General features: G+C 32.8%; 14 protein-coding genes. 7 read left to right on the top strand and 7 right to left on the bottom strand.

Annotation, left to right across the window (positions count from 1 at the left end):
• Nucleotides 1-27: 27 nt before the first annotated feature.
• The 3 genes from I3217_RS09150 to I3217_RS09140 all read right to left on the bottom strand — a co-directional run bounded on the left by I3217_RS09150 (nt 28) and on the right by I3217_RS09140 (nt 3,184).
• Nucleotides 28-2,277 carry an FUSC family membrane protein gene (locus I3217_RS09150; protein ID WP_435049459.1) on the bottom strand — a complete coding sequence of 750 codons (2,250 nt, stop codon included), beginning with the start codon at nt 2,275-2,277 and terminating at the stop codon, nt 28-30.
• A 53-nt stretch (nt 2,278-2,330) separates the two neighbouring features.
• Nucleotides 2,331-2,726 carry a hypothetical protein gene (locus I3217_RS09145; RefSeq protein ID WP_435049458.1) on the bottom strand — a complete coding sequence of 132 codons (396 nt, stop codon included), beginning with the start codon at nt 2,724-2,726 and terminating at the stop codon, nt 2,331-2,333.
• A gap of 89 nt (nt 2,727-2,815) precedes the next feature.
• Nucleotides 2,816-3,184 carry a 6-phosphogluconate dehydrogenase gene (locus I3217_RS09140; protein WP_435049457.1) on the bottom strand — a complete coding sequence of 123 codons (369 nt, stop codon included), beginning with the start codon at nt 3,182-3,184 and terminating at the stop codon, nt 2,816-2,818.
• Between the two features lie 215 nt (nt 3,185-3,399).
• Here I3217_RS09140 and I3217_RS09135 point away from each other — a divergent pair, with 215 nt between their 5' ends.
• Nucleotides 3,400-3,768, top strand: a complete 369-nt coding sequence (locus I3217_RS09135) for a hypothetical protein (RefSeq protein ID WP_435049456.1) — start codon at nt 3,400-3,402, stop codon at nt 3,766-3,768.
• A gap of 111 nt (nt 3,769-3,879) precedes the next feature.
• On the opposite strand, the gene I3217_RS09130 is transcribed toward I3217_RS09135, so the two are convergent.
• The 3 genes from I3217_RS09130 to htpG all read right to left on the bottom strand — a co-directional run bounded on the left by I3217_RS09130 (nt 3,880) and on the right by htpG (nt 8,339).
• On the bottom strand, nt 3,880-4,926 hold the full coding sequence (locus tag I3217_RS09130) for a T9SS type A sorting domain-containing protein (protein WP_435049455.1): 1,047 nt from the start codon (nt 4,924-4,926) through the stop codon (nt 3,880-3,882).
• Between the two features lie 305 nt (nt 4,927-5,231).
• Nucleotides 5,232-6,287, bottom strand: a complete 1,056-nt coding sequence (locus I3217_RS09125; RefSeq protein WP_435049454.1) for a T9SS type A sorting domain-containing protein — start codon at nt 6,285-6,287, stop codon at nt 5,232-5,234.
• Nucleotides 6,288-6,428: 141 nt separating this feature from the next.
• Complete coding sequence (htpG, locus tag I3217_RS09120; protein ID WP_435049453.1) at nt 6,429-8,339, bottom strand: molecular chaperone HtpG; 1,911 nt, start codon at nt 8,337-8,339, stop codon at nt 6,429-6,431.
• Nucleotides 8,340-8,592: 253 nt separating this feature from the next.
• On the opposite strand from htpG, the gene I3217_RS09115 reads away from it, so the two are divergent.
• Both I3217_RS09115 and I3217_RS09110 read left to right on the top strand, forming a co-directional pair.
• Nucleotides 8,593-9,603 (top strand): 3-oxoacyl-ACP synthase III family protein, encoded by a 1,011-nt coding sequence (locus I3217_RS09115; protein WP_435049452.1) that lies wholly within the window; start codon nt 8,593-8,595, stop codon nt 9,601-9,603.
• A 455-nt stretch (nt 9,604-10,058) separates the two neighbouring features.
• Nucleotides 10,059-10,421 carry a CoA-binding protein gene (locus I3217_RS09110; protein ID WP_435049451.1) on the top strand — a complete coding sequence of 121 codons (363 nt, stop codon included), beginning with the start codon at nt 10,059-10,061 and terminating at the stop codon, nt 10,419-10,421.
• Here the strand turns inward: I3217_RS09110 and I3217_RS09105 are convergent.
• Nucleotides 10,392-11,834 (bottom strand): sodium:solute symporter, encoded by a 1,443-nt coding sequence (locus tag I3217_RS09105; RefSeq protein ID WP_435049450.1) that lies wholly within the window; start codon nt 11,832-11,834, stop codon nt 10,392-10,394. The two genes, I3217_RS09110 and I3217_RS09105, sit on opposite strands and share 30 nt — an antisense overlap.
• An 81-nt stretch (nt 11,835-11,915) precedes the next feature.
• Between I3217_RS09105 and recR the strand changes: the two genes are divergently transcribed.
• The 4 genes from recR to I3217_RS09085 all read left to right on the top strand — a co-directional run bounded on the left by recR (nt 11,916) and on the right by I3217_RS09085 (nt 15,966).
• Complete coding sequence (gene recR, locus I3217_RS09100) at nt 11,916-12,533, top strand: recombination mediator RecR (RefSeq protein WP_435049449.1); 618 nt, start codon at nt 11,916-11,918, stop codon at nt 12,531-12,533.
• A 6-nt stretch (nt 12,534-12,539) separates the two neighbouring features.
• A complete protein-coding gene (locus tag I3217_RS09095; RefSeq protein ID WP_435049448.1) occupies nt 12,540-13,637 on the top strand; it encodes a glycosyltransferase family 2 protein in 1,098 nt (365 codons plus the stop codon).
• A 122-nt stretch (nt 13,638-13,759) separates the two neighbouring features.
• Nucleotides 13,760-15,085, top strand: a complete 1,326-nt coding sequence (locus I3217_RS09090) for a dihydrolipoamide acetyltransferase family protein (RefSeq protein ID WP_435049447.1) — start codon at nt 13,760-13,762, stop codon at nt 15,083-15,085.
• Nucleotides 15,086-15,189: 104 nt separating this feature from the next.
• Complete coding sequence (locus I3217_RS09085; protein WP_435049446.1) at nt 15,190-15,966, top strand: exonuclease domain-containing protein; 777 nt, start codon at nt 15,190-15,192, stop codon at nt 15,964-15,966.
• The last annotated feature ends 5 nt before the right edge of the window (nt 15,967-15,971 follow it).

The raw sequence follows: 15,971 nt of genomic DNA, 5'->3' as shown, positions 1-15,971 counted from the left end.
AAGGAATGAGCAGAAGCTTATTTTGTGCTAATTGAAAATATCGACATATTTTTTAGTCGAATTTTTAAGATTGTCTGATAAGGTTTTGAGCCAGGTAAGCTGATTATAAATTAAATGAGCCTCTTGTAAATAATTTAAAGTTTCTGGGGTAATATCTGTAACACCTGCGTTTAGTTCTTTGTTTCGAGCTTCAGATAAGGAGGTGTAAGAATTAAGTAATTTAGATTGTGCAGATGAAATGTCAGGCTGATTTTCTTTAGTTGTATTAAAATTATTACCCAACATGGCAGATGAAGCTTCAAGATTTAACTCTATGTATTTAACAAAATCGTCGAAATGAGTCGAGGCCTCGGTGGTCTTGTGATTTTTTATAAAGCTACCCATAGAAGCAATAGCTGCTAATAGCGTGTTGTTAAGTGTTACAATTTTATAAATAAGGGCTAATTCTTTTTGCTTAGACTTAGGGTCTTGAGTAATGCGCTGAAATGCTGCGTTTAAATTACTAATAGCTAAAAATGCATCTTTTCGGGGTTTTTTGTATTCTAAAGCTGTGGCTGATTTTTTGTGGTATAACGCTTGTGTTGCCAGTAAATATGATTTGTTATGGTCTATAACCGATTTAAGTGACTGGCTTAGGTTGTTTAACTCCCAGTTTGGCCACAAAAAATAAGTCGTTAGCAAGGCAAGAGCGGCACCTATAAATGTATCAATCACTCTGAATTTTACAACCGATAGAGAGTCAGGATAGAGTAGTGCGTACAGAAAAATAATGTGGAGTGTAATAAATAAAGCTCCGATTCTGTAATTTTCCTGAATTAAAGCAAATGCAAAGAGTAAAGATAGTGCGGCCAAAACGCTATATACAACTACATTTTTAGTAATCATTATAATTGCTATTGCTATAACAGCTCCAATAATAGTCCCTATTATACGATTAATAGTTCGTTCCTTAGTTAAACCGTAATTCGGTCTCATAATAACTATTAAAGTGAGTATAATCCAATAAGCATTTTTAATATCGAAAAGTTTACCTAAAGCAAATGCTAAAATAATAGCAACAGTTAATCGTAAAGAATGTCTGAAAATAGGAGAATTAAAACTTAAATTCTGAATAATTATAGAAGGCGAATATTCTTCCTGCGTAATAAACTGTGCCGCTTCCTTACTCTTTAGCGATAATTTTGAATCGATTTTCACATTAGCCAGTGCTCGTCGTATAGAACGAGTTTCTTCTAATAATTGCTCTTGATAGTCGGCGAGGTTGTGTAACATCATGGCACCTTCTCGAGCTTTTGGTAATCCAATATGTTCAACATAATCTGTAATCCCTTTTTCAAGATTTGAGTATGCTTTTAATAATTCATTTTTATCAGGAATCGGGTCTCTTGTTATAACGGCTCGGGATAACTTTTTTAAGTGGTTTCCCAAGATTAAATTAAACTCCCGAAAAGGCTTTAAAAAGTCAGATTTTGAATCAAATACGGAGTCAATTTTATTATAATCTAAGGTGTTAGCCAGAGCTAATTCAAAAATATCGATGATGGAAGTAAAAATGAGCACACGTTTTTCATCGAAATGGGAGCGCCCTGAGCGTTTACGTTCCGCTAATAGTATTTCGCGAAGCGTTTCATGTTTATCGCTTATCTGTGTTTGTAATTTAAACAGTTCTTTCTGAAGTTTACTTCGATTTTTATTTTGGGTAAGTAGCAGGGCTCTGGTACTAAGGTATTCTCCGGTTAAATGAAGCACATCCGAAAGTAACTGATCATCGTCTTTTTTCGGGAAAATCCAGTAGAAGAGCAAGGATAATCCTAAATACCATAAACCACCTACGCCAATTAAACCGACATGGATTAAGATTTCTGAGAGTGTTTCTTTTTGAATCGCTAATGCCAGAACAATAGCCAGTAATCCGGAAAATGAAATAAGTGAAGCTCTGAATCCGTAGGCTGATATTATCGAAATACAAAATGATAAAATAGCAATTACAATAATTAAAAGTACAAGGTAAGGTTTACTTAAAAAGATTAGGGCTGTAGTTAACATAGTAATTAAAATACTATATAAGATACCCAAGATTTTGCGTTTAAAACTTCCGGGAATATCACTTGGTGCATTTAAAAATACTCCTACAGCAATAGAAGGCGCAAAAGCAAATAAATTTAAATAGTGAAATGTAATTAAAGGGACTATTGCCGCTAAGGTTAAAATCAGTCCACGATTAAAACTAGAGCCTTTTAGGAAAATTTCAATGGATTGTAATAGGTCTTTTACCATGTTAAATTATTCAAGGTAAAGATAGGTTAATTCTTAGAACGAGAATTTGAAAATTATAGTTTTAGATATTCAATTTTTCTAAAGCGTAAGGCATTCCAGTCATCATTTAATTCAATTTGTCGTATAGGTTGTAATCTGTAATCTATTAATTCGTCCCAGGCTTCATGATTATACAATTCCAAAATTTCGGCTTTAGAAGTTTTACTGGGATATGCTATCCATAAAACAGAATCATCTTTTAGTTTAGGGAAAAGCGTTAACATTTGCGTAATGAGTTGCTTTTTTGATGTAATAAACAATAAGGCGCAAGAAATGCTTGATGTTTTTATTAGTGAAGAAATTATTGTGGCATCCAACTCAGATACGAGTGGTTGGAAGTCGTCGGGCTCATTAAGTATTAAAACATCTTCATGTTTATGGAATTTTAATTTTTGAATAAGCGACTTCATAATCTTGAATGCAGTTTGACATAAAGTTAACTAAAATTCAATTAGCAACCTAATGCATTTGCTTTCTATAAGTAGGAATTAACAAGTCCTTATCGTCTGTCAATATGAGGGGATTTGTCAGGAACAACTTCAGTAACAAAATATCGTGTGTCTCCCCAAATCATAAAGGTTTTGTAACGCTCTATATATTTTAGTTTAACATATTGTCCTTGTAGTTCGTTTAATTTTTCAATAACATTTTCGTCTTTATCCAAAACAGAAAAAGCAAAAATCTGGGCACCACTAATACCTTGACTAATCTCACCTTCCCAGGTTTTAATAATGACCCCTTTTTTACTGATTTTTATTAACTCTCCAGATCGTGTACCAGAGCTATATGGTACGTAGTATAAAAATGCGATATAAGCTGAACCAAGAATAACTAATCCTAGAAAAACTAAAAGTAATGTTTTCTTCATAAGGTGTTTGTTTAAAATGGGTTAGTATCATAAAATTAACATAAATTTTTAAAACTTTTACTCTAATACATTAAAAGAAAACGTTGTAGTAAAAAACTGCCGAAAAATCCCTTGAATTTTTAATAATTAATTATGAATTCTAATTTTTTCAGAGTAGTAATATGTGTTATTTTTGCAATGTAAAAAGAGAATAATAATAATTTAATATTTTTTGTATGAAAAAAGTTTTGATTTTTGCGGTATTGGTAGTTTTTGGATTAAACTTAAAAGCAGAGAATACAAATCCGGTTTTAGTAAATGTAGGTGATGTTGCTACATTGGGAGCACCTAGTGCTGTAACATATTCAGCTGTTAAATTTCCTCAAAAGAACTTTTTATTAAAACGAGGAGCGATTGTAAACTATAATAGTTTAGCAGGAGTTCAAGTTCAAGTAGTAAAAGTTAAAGAAAATAATGGAAACAAAACTGTTGTTTTAAAACGTGCAGACGGACGTAAATTCTTTAATGTATTATCTACTGTTACCGTAGATGTTGATAAAGCAGTTCAAAATAACGAACTATTACTAGTTTCTTATTTAGATTAAAATATATTAAATCCTCAATTTAATATGATTAAATAGAAGTTTTATTTGAATTAGTCGTTAAAGCCCCTCGAACTTTTAAAAGTTCGAGGGGCTTTTTTGTGCCTTGAAATCTTATTGTTTTATGAATCTAAAGGTTTCAGATTCTGTTTTTAAGAAATAGAGCCCTGGGTTTAAGAAATTTACATTTAGTGTTTGTTTTGGAAGTAATTCACCTTTACTTATTTGTTGCCCTTGAATATTGAATAATTTATAAGCTGTTAGGTTGGATAAGTTTTTAAACTGAATTTGGCTTTGTACAGGATTGGGGTATAAAAGAAGTTTTTTTTCGAAGGGTTTGTCTTCTATACTTAATTTAGCATCGTAATACTTAATTATTTTATTGTCTGCATAAGAAGCTATGTATAGTTCTGTCTCTTCTTGATTAATTTCAAGCGCTACACACTCTTTAATATTCGAAAGGATTGTTTCGGTGTTAAGATTATTAATGTTGATTTTTAATATTTTATTTAAATACCTTTGGGTAACAAATAAGTGATCGTTTCTGATTAAAAACCCAGAACAAGATTCAATGTTTGAAATTACAACTTTATAAGATTGGGAGGCATTGTCTAAATTTATTTTAGAAATAACCCCTTTACTAGATTCGCTGATGTATAATTCATTTTTATATAATTTAATATCTCTAGGGCCCTTTAATCCTTCAATTACAATTATTGGCAGGGAGTTATTTTCAATATTTTTTTTATATAAAATTCCTGTGCCATAATCTGTAAAGTATAAGTAATTGTTATAAATTAATAAGCCATCAGGACGATCTAATTGAGAAGTGATGGTTTTTACAGTTGGTTTTTCTACGCCAATATTTAATTTAGAAATCTTTCCTCCTCCAAATTCGCTTACGTATAAATAGTTGTCTTTTAGAGTTAATCTGGCTGGTTTAGATAATCCCGAAGCTACTTCAATAGGAGTTGCTGAATCGGAATTAATGTCAATTTTCAATATTTTTCCTTCCAAATTCTCTGCAAAGTATAATTGCTCCTGATACAGCAAAATTCCAACTGGAGAGGATATGTTTGTAATTAAATCTGTTTGAGCAAGTATTCTTTGAAATGAAAAAAATAAGAGGATGATTAAGACATTAAGGAGAAATCGTCTCATGTTACAGTTAATTTTGGTTAGTTAAAAAAGGTTGTGTTATTGGTTTGTGAATTTTAAAGTAGTCTATTTCAGTGTTTTATCAAAGTAAAGTAAGGGAAATGTTAAAAATGTTTTCTGTTTGAAATAGAAATAGTCTTGTTTTTATATTTATTTCTTTATGAGTTTCAAATTAAGGAAAAGGTTGTTCGTATGGGGGTATTGAATTATTTAGGAAATATTTATTCAAAAAAAAAGCTAATATTAATATTAGCTTTTTGGGTGTTAAACAGAATAGAGTATACTGTTTTGAGGTTTTATCTAGTGTATTACTTTTTTATAAACTTTAAAGTTTGAAGATTTGTTTTTAGAAAGTATAATCCCGGATTTAAATGTTCAATATTTAAATTTTGATTAGGCTGCAGAGAACTTTCTTGAATAATTTGTCCTTGAAGGTTTAATAGAGTGTACGGTTCAACTGAAGATAAATTATTTAAGTAGATATAACTTGTAGCAGGATTAGGTGAAATGCTAATATTTTTTTGAATTGCATTGTTTTCAATACCTAAATTGGCATCTGTATATTTAATGATTTTATTGTCGGCATAAGATGAAATGTACATTTCGGTTCCATCATTATTAATTGCAATCCCTACGCCGTCGTTAATATTTAATAAAAAATCATTAGCAACTGGATTCGTGCCAGAAATATTGGCTTTAGATATTTTATTTAAATTTCTTAGAGTAATAAATAAGTTGTCGTTTTTTACATAGATACCGGTACAAGATTCTAGGTTTGTAATAACATTATCATGAACGGCATCTGTTCTTGTTAGGTTAAATCTGGAAATCCTATCTCCATTATATTCACTAATATAAAGGTAATTTTCATAAACAAAAATGTCTTTTGGACCAGTTAGGTTATTGTCTACTTCGACAATTGTTGGAGTTTCGCTAGTTAGATCAATTTTTGATAAAGTGCCATCATACACCTGTGTAAAATACAGTTCGTTATTATAAATTGCTATTCCATCGGGACCCTGTAATTCAGAAAGAACTGTTGTTAAGGAGGGAGAGGACTCCGTTAGGTCTATTTTGTAAATTTTGTCCCCCACAAAATCAGAGATGTACAATTCGTTGCCGTATTTGGCAAGTCTTGCCGGACCAGACAGGCCTGAAACAACATCAACAGGTGTTGGGCTTTCTTGAGTAATATCAATTTTAGATATTTTTCCAGCTTCATTTTCTACAATGTAAAGCTCGTTTTCATCTAATAATATACCTACAGGAGAAGATAAACCTGTTACGAAATCGGTTTGTGAATATATCTGATTTGTAAATGAAATAACCAGAATTAAGGTTAAATAAAGCGTAGTTTTTTTCATGACTGAGTGGTTTTAGGTGATTTGAAAAATTTTGATTAAGCTTATGTTGTAAATTGAAGTTAGTCTTTTTCAGTGTTTTAGGCAAAAAAAATGACCGTTTTTAGATAAACGGTCATTTGTTGATTTATGTTATTCAGCGTGTTATTTTATCATGCTGTAACTTCTCTTGATGAAGTTTGTCAGTTCTTCACCTTTTAATAAGCCCTGAGATAAACGTGCTAAATCTAAACTTTGTTTTATTAATCTTGTCTGATCTTCTTTAGCTTCAGTATTTAAAATATCTGATACTAAAGGAGCATTTGTATTAACTACCAGATTATAAATTTCCGGCATATTACCCATACCAAACATTCCTCCGCCTCCGGTTTGTTGCATCTCTTTCATTCGACGCATAAATTCCGGTTGCGTTATTATAAACGGAGAGGCTTCACTATCCATTGTTTCTAACTGAACCATAAATTTATCTGAAGGAATAGTTTCCTTTAATACGTCTTCCAGTTTCTTTTTCTCATCTTCACTTAATTTAGAGATTTTGGTGTCTTCCTTTTTAATTAAGTTGTCAATGTGATCTGCGTCAACGCGTGAGAATGTAATGTTTTCCTTAGTCCCTTCAAGTTTTTGCATTAAGTGAGAAACAATAGGAGAGTCTAGCAATAAGACTTCATAATCTTTTGCCTTAGCTTCTTCTATATAACTGTGTTGAGCGTCTTCGTTAGAAGCGTATAAAATAACAAGTTTACCATCTTTATCGGTTTGGTTTTCTTTTATTTTATTTGTTAACTCTTCGTAAGTGTAGTACTTGCCATCTACGGTTGGGTAAAGTGCGAAAGCTTCTGCTTTGTCGAAGAATTTATCTTCAGACAACATTCCGTATTCGATAACAATTTTAATATCGTTCCATTTAGCTTCAAAATCTTCACGGTTATTGTTGAATAACGATTTTAATTTATCGGCAACTTTTCTTGTGATATAAGATGAAATTTTCTTAACTGCACCGTCCGCCTGTAAATAGGAACGCGATACATTTAACGGAATGTCAGGAGAATCTATAACACCTCTTAGCATAGTTAAAAATTCAGGAACTATACCTTCCACATTATCTGTAACGAATACCTGATTCTGGTATAGTTGAATTTTATCTTTTTGAATGCTCATATCGTTTGTCATCTTAGGGAAGTATAAAATTCCGGTTAGATTGAAAGGATAATCTACATTTAAATGGATGTGGAATAGAGGCTCCTCAAACTGCATTGGGTATAACTCTCTGTAGAAATTCTGGTAATCTTCAGTTTCTAAATCAGCAGGTTGTTTGGTCCATGCTGGGTTAGGGTTATTTATAATATTGTCTACAGTTATTTTACGCTGAGGTTCTTTAGTTTCTTTACCGTCTTTATCTGTAATCGTAGCAGGTTCATGCTCAGGATCGTTGATTTCCTTGGTTCCAAATTTAATTGGAATAGGCATGAATTTATTGTATTTAGAAAGTAGGCTACTTATACGTGACTCTTCTAAAAACTCTGTAGAGTCTTCTGCGATATGAAGAATTATTTCAGTACCTCTTTCTGTTTTGTCTGAAGTTTCGAGACTAAACTCAGGAGAGCCATCGCAGGTCCAGTGTGCAGCAGGTTCATCTTTGTAAGATTTTGTAATAATCTCAACTTTATCAGCTACCATAAAGGCAGAATAGAAACCTAAACCAAAATGACCAATAATTCCAGAGTCTTTAGCAGAGTCTTTATATTTATCTAAAAATTCTTCAGCTCCCGAAAAGGCAACCTGATTAATGTATTTTTCAACTTCTTCAGCTGTCATTCCTAATCCCTGATCTATAATATGAAGTTTTTTATTCTCTTTATCTATTTTAACTTCAATTTTAGGGTCGCCATATTCTACTGTGGCTTCACCAATACTTGTAAGGTGTTTTAGTTTTAAAGTTGCATCTGTTCCGTTACTAATTAATTCACGTAAAAAGATTTCGTGATCGCTGTACAGGAACTTTTTAATTAATGGAAAGATATTCTCTACCGAAACATTAATACTTCCTTTTGCCATAATATGTATATTTTTAAAAATGATTTATTTCTTGACTTTAGATAGACAAAAAAAATACCAAGGATGAAAAGGTGACAAAGTGGCATTGGATGGAAATAATGAAATCGATAAAGTAGAGAAAATCGCTGGCCGAATTTTTTAAATAATCCAATGTGTATTTAGAAAACTATTACGGCTAAAATGTTTAAATTTGATTATTCTACTGAGAATATTTCAAAAAAGAGGTAGAGAAATCTTCATAACAATAAAATTTATGTACAATTCAAAAATTACCGGTCTCGGGTATTATGTGCCGGACAATGTGGTGACAAACGATGATTTGTCGAAAATAATGGATACTAATGATGAGTGGATTCAGGAACGAACCGGTATTAAAGAACGCCGTTGGGTAACTTCAGAATCGGGAGATACTACTTCCGTTATGGGCATAAAGGCTGCAAAAATAGCAATTGAACGTGCAGGAATAGATAAAGATGATATCGATTTTATTGTGTTTGCCACCTTGAGTCCAGATTATTATTTTCCAGGTCCCGGAGTACAGGTTCAAAAGGCTTTGGGAATAAAAACTGTTGGCGCTATAGATGTTAGGAATCAATGCTCCGGCTTTATATACGGCCTTTCTGTAGCAGACCAGTTTATAAAAACAGGTATGTACAAAAATATATTGGTTATTGGTTCAGAGTTACATTCTAAAGGCTTGGATAAAACCACAAGAGGTCGCGGAGTTTCTGTGATTTTTGGAGACGGCGCTGGAGCGGCTGTTTTAAGTAGGAGTGAGGATTCGTCGAAAGGAATTTTGTCTACACATTTGCATTCCGAAGGAGAACACGCCGAAGAATTAGCTTTACTTGCTCCTGGAATGGGTACACGTTGGGTAGATGATATTTTGAAGGATAATGACCCAAATGATGAAAGTTATTATCCATATATGAACGGTCAATATGTATTTAAAAATGCAGTAGTTCGATTTAGTGAGGTTATTATGGAAGGCCTTGGTGCTAATAATCTGACTGCACAGGATATTGATATGTTAATTCCGCATCAGGCCAATTTAAGAATAGCTCAGTTTATTCAAAATAAATTTAAACTGGACAATAGTCAGGTGTTTAATAATATTATGAAATATGGAAACACGACTGCGGCATCTATTCCAATTGCACTAACAGAAGCGTGGGAGCAGGGGAAAATAAAAGAAGGAGATACAGTTGTTTTAGCTGCCTTTGGTAGTGGATTTACCTGGGGTAGTGCTATAATTAAATGGTAAAACTTAAATGAAACAAAAAAGCCAAAACAGATGTTTTGGCTTTTTTTATATGCTAATAATCAATCCTTAAACTAACATTGGATTGCGAGTACACAATTTTGGTAAGAAGACTAATTCAAATAAAAAAATAATATATCGCTTAATGTTATACTTAAAGTTAACGAAAATTTGTCTTTTTCTATTGCTTTGATTTACAGTATTTAACGAATTTTAACACTTTTAGTCGAAAAAATAGAAACCCGGGATGTAAAATACCGGGTTTCCTTGATTAAAACTCTCATTTTTAACACTAACCATCATTATTTAAAATGGAGTTTTAAAATTGTTAACTTAACAAAATAGATGGTTTTTAATATTTTGAATATTTTAGTGTTCGTTTGTTTTGATTGATATAATAAGGACTTTCTAAATTCTGTTTTGTTACATAAATTTGACTGTCTTAACATTTTTAAGCTATGAAAAAATCAACCTTGGTCTTGGGTGCTTCTTTAAATCCCGCACGATATTCTAATATGGCAATTCGTAAATTAGTTCAGTCAGGACAACCTACTTATGCTATTGGTTTGAGAAAAGGAGAAGTTGAAGGCGTAAGTATAGAAACAAATTTAAGGCTATTTGCAGATGTGCATACAGTAACGTTGTATCTAAATCCTAAACGGCAGGAGGCCTTTTATAATTACATAATACATTTAAAACCAAAACGTGTCATCTTTAATCCAGGTACCGAAAATCCGGAATTTTATGAGGTGTTAGCAAAACATCATATTCAATATGAAGTAGCTTGTACTTTAGTGTTGCTTTCTACGAATCAGTATTAAACCTAAAAAGGTTAATGCCCCGTTTAAAATTAAAATAAAGAATCCAAATTCAAATCCAAACCATTTTAAACTGTTCAGGCTAATAATATAGGAGAGGATTGGAGATAATACCGCAATAAATGGAACCATTTTGTCTTTTATAGCCCATTTGGTAAATAACCCAAAACTGTAAAGTCCTAAAAGCGGACCGTAAGTGTAACCCGCAAAAACAAATAGTTTGGCAATTACGCTTTCATCCTTTATAATATATTTAAAAACAATTATTACCAGAATTAAGAGTAAGGAAATAAGGACGTGAATGCGTTTTCTGATTTTTACCTGCGTAGGTTTATCGTGTTTTTTTTCTATGTCTAAAATATCGATGCTAAAAGATGTGGTTAAAGATGTTAAAGCACTATCTGCACTACTGTAAGCTGCTGCAATTAATCCCAGTAAAAAGAAAATAAAGACCCCAATACCTAGGTGTTCTTTGGCTAATACCGGGAATAAATCGTCTTTATGGGCATCTATTCCATTTTGTTTGGCGTAAACAGTTAATAATAGTCCAAGACTTAAAAAAACGAAATTTGTAATGGTTAAAACTATGGTAAACCAAAACATGTTTTTTTGTGCATCTTTTAGGGTTTTACAGGTCAGGTTTTTTTGCATCATATCCTGATCTAAACCGGTCATGACTATGGCTATAAAAGCACCGGAAATAAATTGTTTCCAGAAGTAATCGGCTGTTTTAAAATCGTCGAAAAAGAACATTCTGGATAAATCACTATCTAAAACAAAATTTAATGCCGTTTTGCCATTAAGATTTATATCCTGACTAACTGAATAAATGGCTACACCAACAGCTGTAAGCATAAAAAGTGTTTGAAGCGTGTCGGTCCATACTATGGTTTTTATACCAGATTTAAACGTGTAAAGCCAGATGAGTAATACTGTTATGGTCACTGTTTGCCAGAATTGAATACCTAAATCATCAAACAGAATAATTTGAAGTACATTGGCAACTAAAAACAATCTGAAACTAGCTCCTACGATTCTGGAAATCAAAAAGAAAGAAGCGCCTGTTTTATAAGCGTAATTACCAAACCGTTCTTCTAAATAAGTATAAATTGAAGTTAAATTTAAACGGTAATAAAGCGGTAGTAATATGGTGCCAATAACTAGGTAGCCTATAATATATCCAAAAACCACCTGCATGTAACTAAATTGAGAAGCTTCAATCCAGCCAGGAACGGAAATAAAAGTAACTCCCGAAAGCGAGGCTCCAATCATTCCAAAAGCTACAACGTACCATGGCGATTGTTTGTTCCCTTGGAAAAATGCACTGTTGTCGCTTTTTTTTCCGGTGAAATAAGAAATTAAAATTAAAAGCCCAAAATAGGCGGCGATAAGTAAAATAATTTGTGACGCGCTCATAAGTTAGTTTTCGCAGTCCAAAATACAAATTAGAATGGGATATGAACAATTCTTAAAACTAAAATTGTAAATTTGAAGCCTATGGAATTTTCTTCAAAATTACTTGAAAAGGCGGTAAAAGAAATGTCGCAATTACCAGGAGTTGGTAAGCGAACTGCCTTGCGTTTAGTGCTTCATTTGTTAAGACAGCCAGAATCTCAAACCATTCAATTGGCGCAGGCATTACTTAATATGAGAACGGAAATTAAATTCTGTAAATCGTGTAATAATATTAGCGATAACGAATTATGCGAAATCTGTTCCAATCCAAGACGTCAGGACGACATTATTTGCGTGGTAGAAGATATTCGCGATGTTATGGCTATTGAAAATACAAGTTCTTTTAAGGGGTTGTATCATGTTCTTGGAGGAAAAATTTCGCCAATGGATGGTATCGGTCCTCACGATTTAAACATATTACCTTTAATAAATAAAGTAAAAGAGGGACGCGTTAAAGAGTTAATTTTTGCGTTGAGCTCTACAATGGAAGGCGATACTACAAACTTTTACATTTACAAACAAATACAGGATTTTGATGTGGTGACTTCCACTATAGCCAGAGGTATATCGGTTGGTGATGAGTTAGAGTATGCGGATGAGGTTACTTTAGGCCGCAGTATTTTAAATCGTATTCCTTTTGTAAGTTCCTTAAAATCTTAATTCGGTTTGAAACTTTCTATAGTCATTTTAAACTATAATGTGCGTTACTTTTTGGAATTGTGTCTGCGAAGTGTCGTTGCTGCGCTTAAGGATATTGATTCAGAAATTATAGTTGTAGATAATTGTTCCACCGATGATAGTTGTGCAATGGTTAAACAATTGTTTCCAGAGGTTCTGCTAATTGCAAACAAAGAAAATTCAGGGTTTTCAAAAGGAAATAATATTGGTGTAGCACAGGCGCAAGGGGAATATGTTTGTCTTTTAAATCCGGATACGGTAGTCGCAGAAGATACTTTTACTAAAATTTTGAAATTTGCCGATGAGCAATCGTATTTAGGAGCTATAGGTTGCCAGTTAATAGATGGGGCTGGAAGATTTTTACCTGAGAGTAAACGTAATGTGCCAACACCTAAAGTTGCTATTAATAAGATTTTTGGTAATCCATCACTGTATTATGCTAATCACATAAGAGAAGAAGACATTTCTAAAGTGGATGTTCTTGTAGGGGCATTTATGCTTATGCCTAAAGCTGTATATCTGGCCGTGGGTGGACTGGATGAAGATTATTTTATGTATGGTGAAGATGTAGATTTATCCTATAAAATTTTAAAGGCGGGGTTTAATAATTTTTATTTTGGAGACACTACAGTAATTCATTATAAAGGAGAAAGTACCTTAAGAAATCGAGTATATGCAAAGCGTTTTAACGGCGCTATGCGTATTTTTTATAAAAAGCATTTTAAGCTTAATAGGTTGCAGGATGTATGTGTTAACCTGGCAATAAAAAGTTTAATCCTGTTAAATCTTCAGCCTAAAATAACTCCCGTAAAAGTCGACTCAGTTGTTATTGTTTCCAATAGAAGTATGGAAAAGTTGTTGTTGAAGATGGAAAAACCGGTTCAAGTCGTTAATACGGTTTTAAATATTAATGAATTTCAACAATATATTCTGGATTGTAATGTGTTGACTTTTAAAGAAATTGTCGAATTTCTTAAAAAAAACGGATTTAAAAAGTCCTTAACCTTTAGAATTATTCCTTATAATGCTAACTTTGCTTTAGGAAGCGATAATGCAGTTTCTAGAGGAGAAATTATAAAATTTTAAGACTTCAATTTAAAAAATACAGTTTTGTATTCTGAATATTTCATTGAATATAATTTGCTAAAATGTGGTTTTTTTTATTAATTTCGCAAGCAATAATTAATTAACATCTTTTTATTAAGAATATGGCAAAAGTAGAGCTGAAATTACCAAAAATGGGAGAAAGTGTTGCAGAAGCGACAATAACATCATGGTTAAAAGAGGTCGGAGATACTATTGAAGCGGATGAAGCGGTATTGGAAATTGCTACCGATAAGGTAGATAGTGAAGTGCCAAGTGATGTTGAAGGTGTATTAATCGAAAAATTGTTCAGTGCAGATGATGTTGTACAGGTAGGACAAACTATAGCAATAATAGAAACAGAAGGTGAAGCTAGTGAGACTACAGCGGAAACCTCAAATGAAGAGGCTCAGCCGGAAGAAGATGCTAAAGTAGAAGAAGTTGAAAATACCGTTAGCCAGGCAAAAGAAACTGTTAGTTCGGCTATTGTTTCTAATGAAGACCGTTTTTATTCTCCTTTAGTCAAAAATATAGCAAAAGAAGAAGGTGTAGGACAGGAAGAGTTAGATGCTATTTTAGGGACAGGTAAAGACGGGAGAGTTACTAAAAATGATATTCTGAATTATTTAAGTAGCAGAAGTTCGAAACCAACTGCTTCTGTTCAAGGGCAGCAATCAGAAGTAAAAGAAGTTGCTAAATCCACTCCGGTTAAATCAGAAGTAGCTCCGGTGGTAGCTTCAGGCGAGGATGAAATTATAGAAATGAGTAGAATGGGTAAATTAATTGCTCATCATATGGTTGAATCAGTTCAAACATCAGCTCATGTTCAAAGTTTTATTGAAGCAGATGTTACAAATATCTGGAACTGGCGCAAAAAGGTTAAAGATGCGTTTTATAAACGTGAAGGCGAGAATTTAACTTTTACTCCAATTTTTATGGAGGCTATTGCTAAGGCTTTAAGAGATTTTCCTTTAATGAATATTTCTTTGCAAGGGGATACCATTATTAAAAAGAAGAATATTAATCTGGGGATGGCAGCGGCTTTACCTGATGGTAATTTAATTGTACCGGTTATAAAAAATGCTGATCAGTTAAATTTAGTTGGAATGACTAAAAAAGTAAATGATCTGGCAAACAGAGCAAGACAAAATAAATTAAAACCAGACGATATTCAGGGAGGAACTTACACTGTAACTAATGTAGGGACTTTTGGTAGTATTATGGGGACACCTATTATTAATCAGCCTCAGGTTGGAATACTTGCTTTAGGTGCTATTCGTAAGGTGCCAGCAGTAGTAGAAACACCAGAAGGCGATTTTATTGGAATACGTTATAGAATGTTCCTGTCTCATTCTTACGATCATCGTGTAGTGAATGGTGCTTTAGGCGGACAGTTTGTGAAAGCTGTTAAAGACTATCTTGAGGCCTGGGATAGTAATCGAGAAATCTAAGTACAAATTGTTAATATAATGTGAACCCAACTGATTTCAGTTGGGTTTTATATTTTAGCCCAATTACATTTAGTAAATTAGCATCCTTAAAAAATAATAATTTGATGAGCCTTAATCTAAAAAAGCCCATTTGTTTTTTCGACCTGGAAACAACAGGGGTTAATATTTCCAAAGACAGAATTGTAGAAATTGCTATTTTAAAAGTGTATCCAGATGGAAAGGAAGAGTCTAAAACCTGGTTGGTAAATCCGGAAATGCCCATTCCTAAGGAAGTTTCAGAGATTCATGGTATTTCAGATGCCGATGTGGCCGATGCTCCTACATTTAAAACCCTGGCAAAAGAAATTTACAATATGATTAAGGATTCAGATCTGGGAGGGTTTAATTCTAATCGTTTTGATATTCCGCTTTTAGCTGAAGAAATGTTAAGAGCCGAAATCGATTTTGACATGAAAAATACCTTAACAGTAGATGTTCAGACTATTTTTCATAAAATGGAACAACGTACCTTAAGCGCTGCGTATAAATTTTATTGTGATAAGAATCTGGAAAATGCTCATAGTGCAGCAGCCGATACTTTGGCAACTTATGAAGTTTTAAAAGCGCAGGTAGAGAAATACGAGGAGCTGGAAAACAGTACTAAGTTCCTGTCAGAATTCAGTACTAGAAAGCAGTTTGCCGATTTTGCAGGTTTTATAGTGTTTAATAAGGAAGGAGAGGAGTGCTTTTCTTTCGGAAAACATAAAAACAAAAAAGTAGTAGATGTGTTAAATGACGAGCCGGGATACTTTGGGTGGTTGTTAAATGCAGATTTTCCGCTTTATACCAAAAAAGTGCTTACAGCAATTAAATTAAGAAGTTTTAATAATAAGTTGAATTAATTTAA

It is taken from the genome of Formosa sp. S-31 (assembly GCF_051172795.1).
Classification (GTDB): domain Bacteria; phylum Bacteroidota; class Bacteroidia; order Flavobacteriales; family Flavobacteriaceae; genus Formosa.
Note: the sequence above shows the minus strand (reverse complement) of the source record. Positions and strands in the feature narration are given on the sequence as shown.

Coding starts and splice junctions, on each gene's coding strand:
- I3217_RS09150 (WP_435049459.1), bottom strand. CDS start 2,277: ATGGTAAAAGACCTATTACAATCCATTGAAATTTTCCTAAAAGGCTCT.
- I3217_RS09145 (WP_435049458.1), bottom strand. CDS start 2,726: ATGAAGTCGCTTATTCAAAAATTAAAATTCCATAAACATGAAGATGTT.
- I3217_RS09140 (WP_435049457.1), bottom strand. CDS start 3,184: ATGAAGAAAACATTACTTTTAGTTTTTCTAGGATTAGTTATTCTTGGT.
- I3217_RS09135 (WP_435049456.1), top strand. CDS start 3,400: ATGAAAAAAGTTTTGATTTTTGCGGTATTGGTAGTTTTTGGATTAAAC.
- I3217_RS09130 (WP_435049455.1), bottom strand. CDS start 4,926: ATGAGACGATTTCTCCTTAATGTCTTAATCATCCTCTTATTTTTTTCA.
- I3217_RS09125 (WP_435049454.1), bottom strand. CDS start 6,287: ATGAAAAAAACTACGCTTTATTTAACCTTAATTCTGGTTATTTCATTT.
- htpG (WP_435049453.1), bottom strand. CDS start 8,339: ATGGCAAAAGGAAGTATTAATGTTTCGGTAGAGAATATCTTTCCATTA.
- I3217_RS09115 (WP_435049452.1), top strand. CDS start 8,593: ATGTACAATTCAAAAATTACCGGTCTCGGGTATTATGTGCCGGACAAT.
- I3217_RS09110 (WP_435049451.1), top strand. CDS start 10,059: ATGAAAAAATCAACCTTGGTCTTGGGTGCTTCTTTAAATCCCGCACGA.
- I3217_RS09105 (WP_435049450.1), bottom strand. CDS start 11,834: ATGAGCGCGTCACAAATTATTTTACTTATCGCCGCCTATTTTGGGCTT.
- recR (WP_435049449.1), top strand. CDS start 11,916: ATGGAATTTTCTTCAAAATTACTTGAAAAGGCGGTAAAAGAAATGTCG.
- I3217_RS09090 (WP_435049447.1), top strand. CDS start 13,760: ATGGCAAAAGTAGAGCTGAAATTACCAAAAATGGGAGAAAGTGTTGCA.
- I3217_RS09085 (WP_435049446.1), top strand. CDS start 15,190: ATGAGCCTTAATCTAAAAAAGCCCATTTGTTTTTTCGACCTGGAAACA.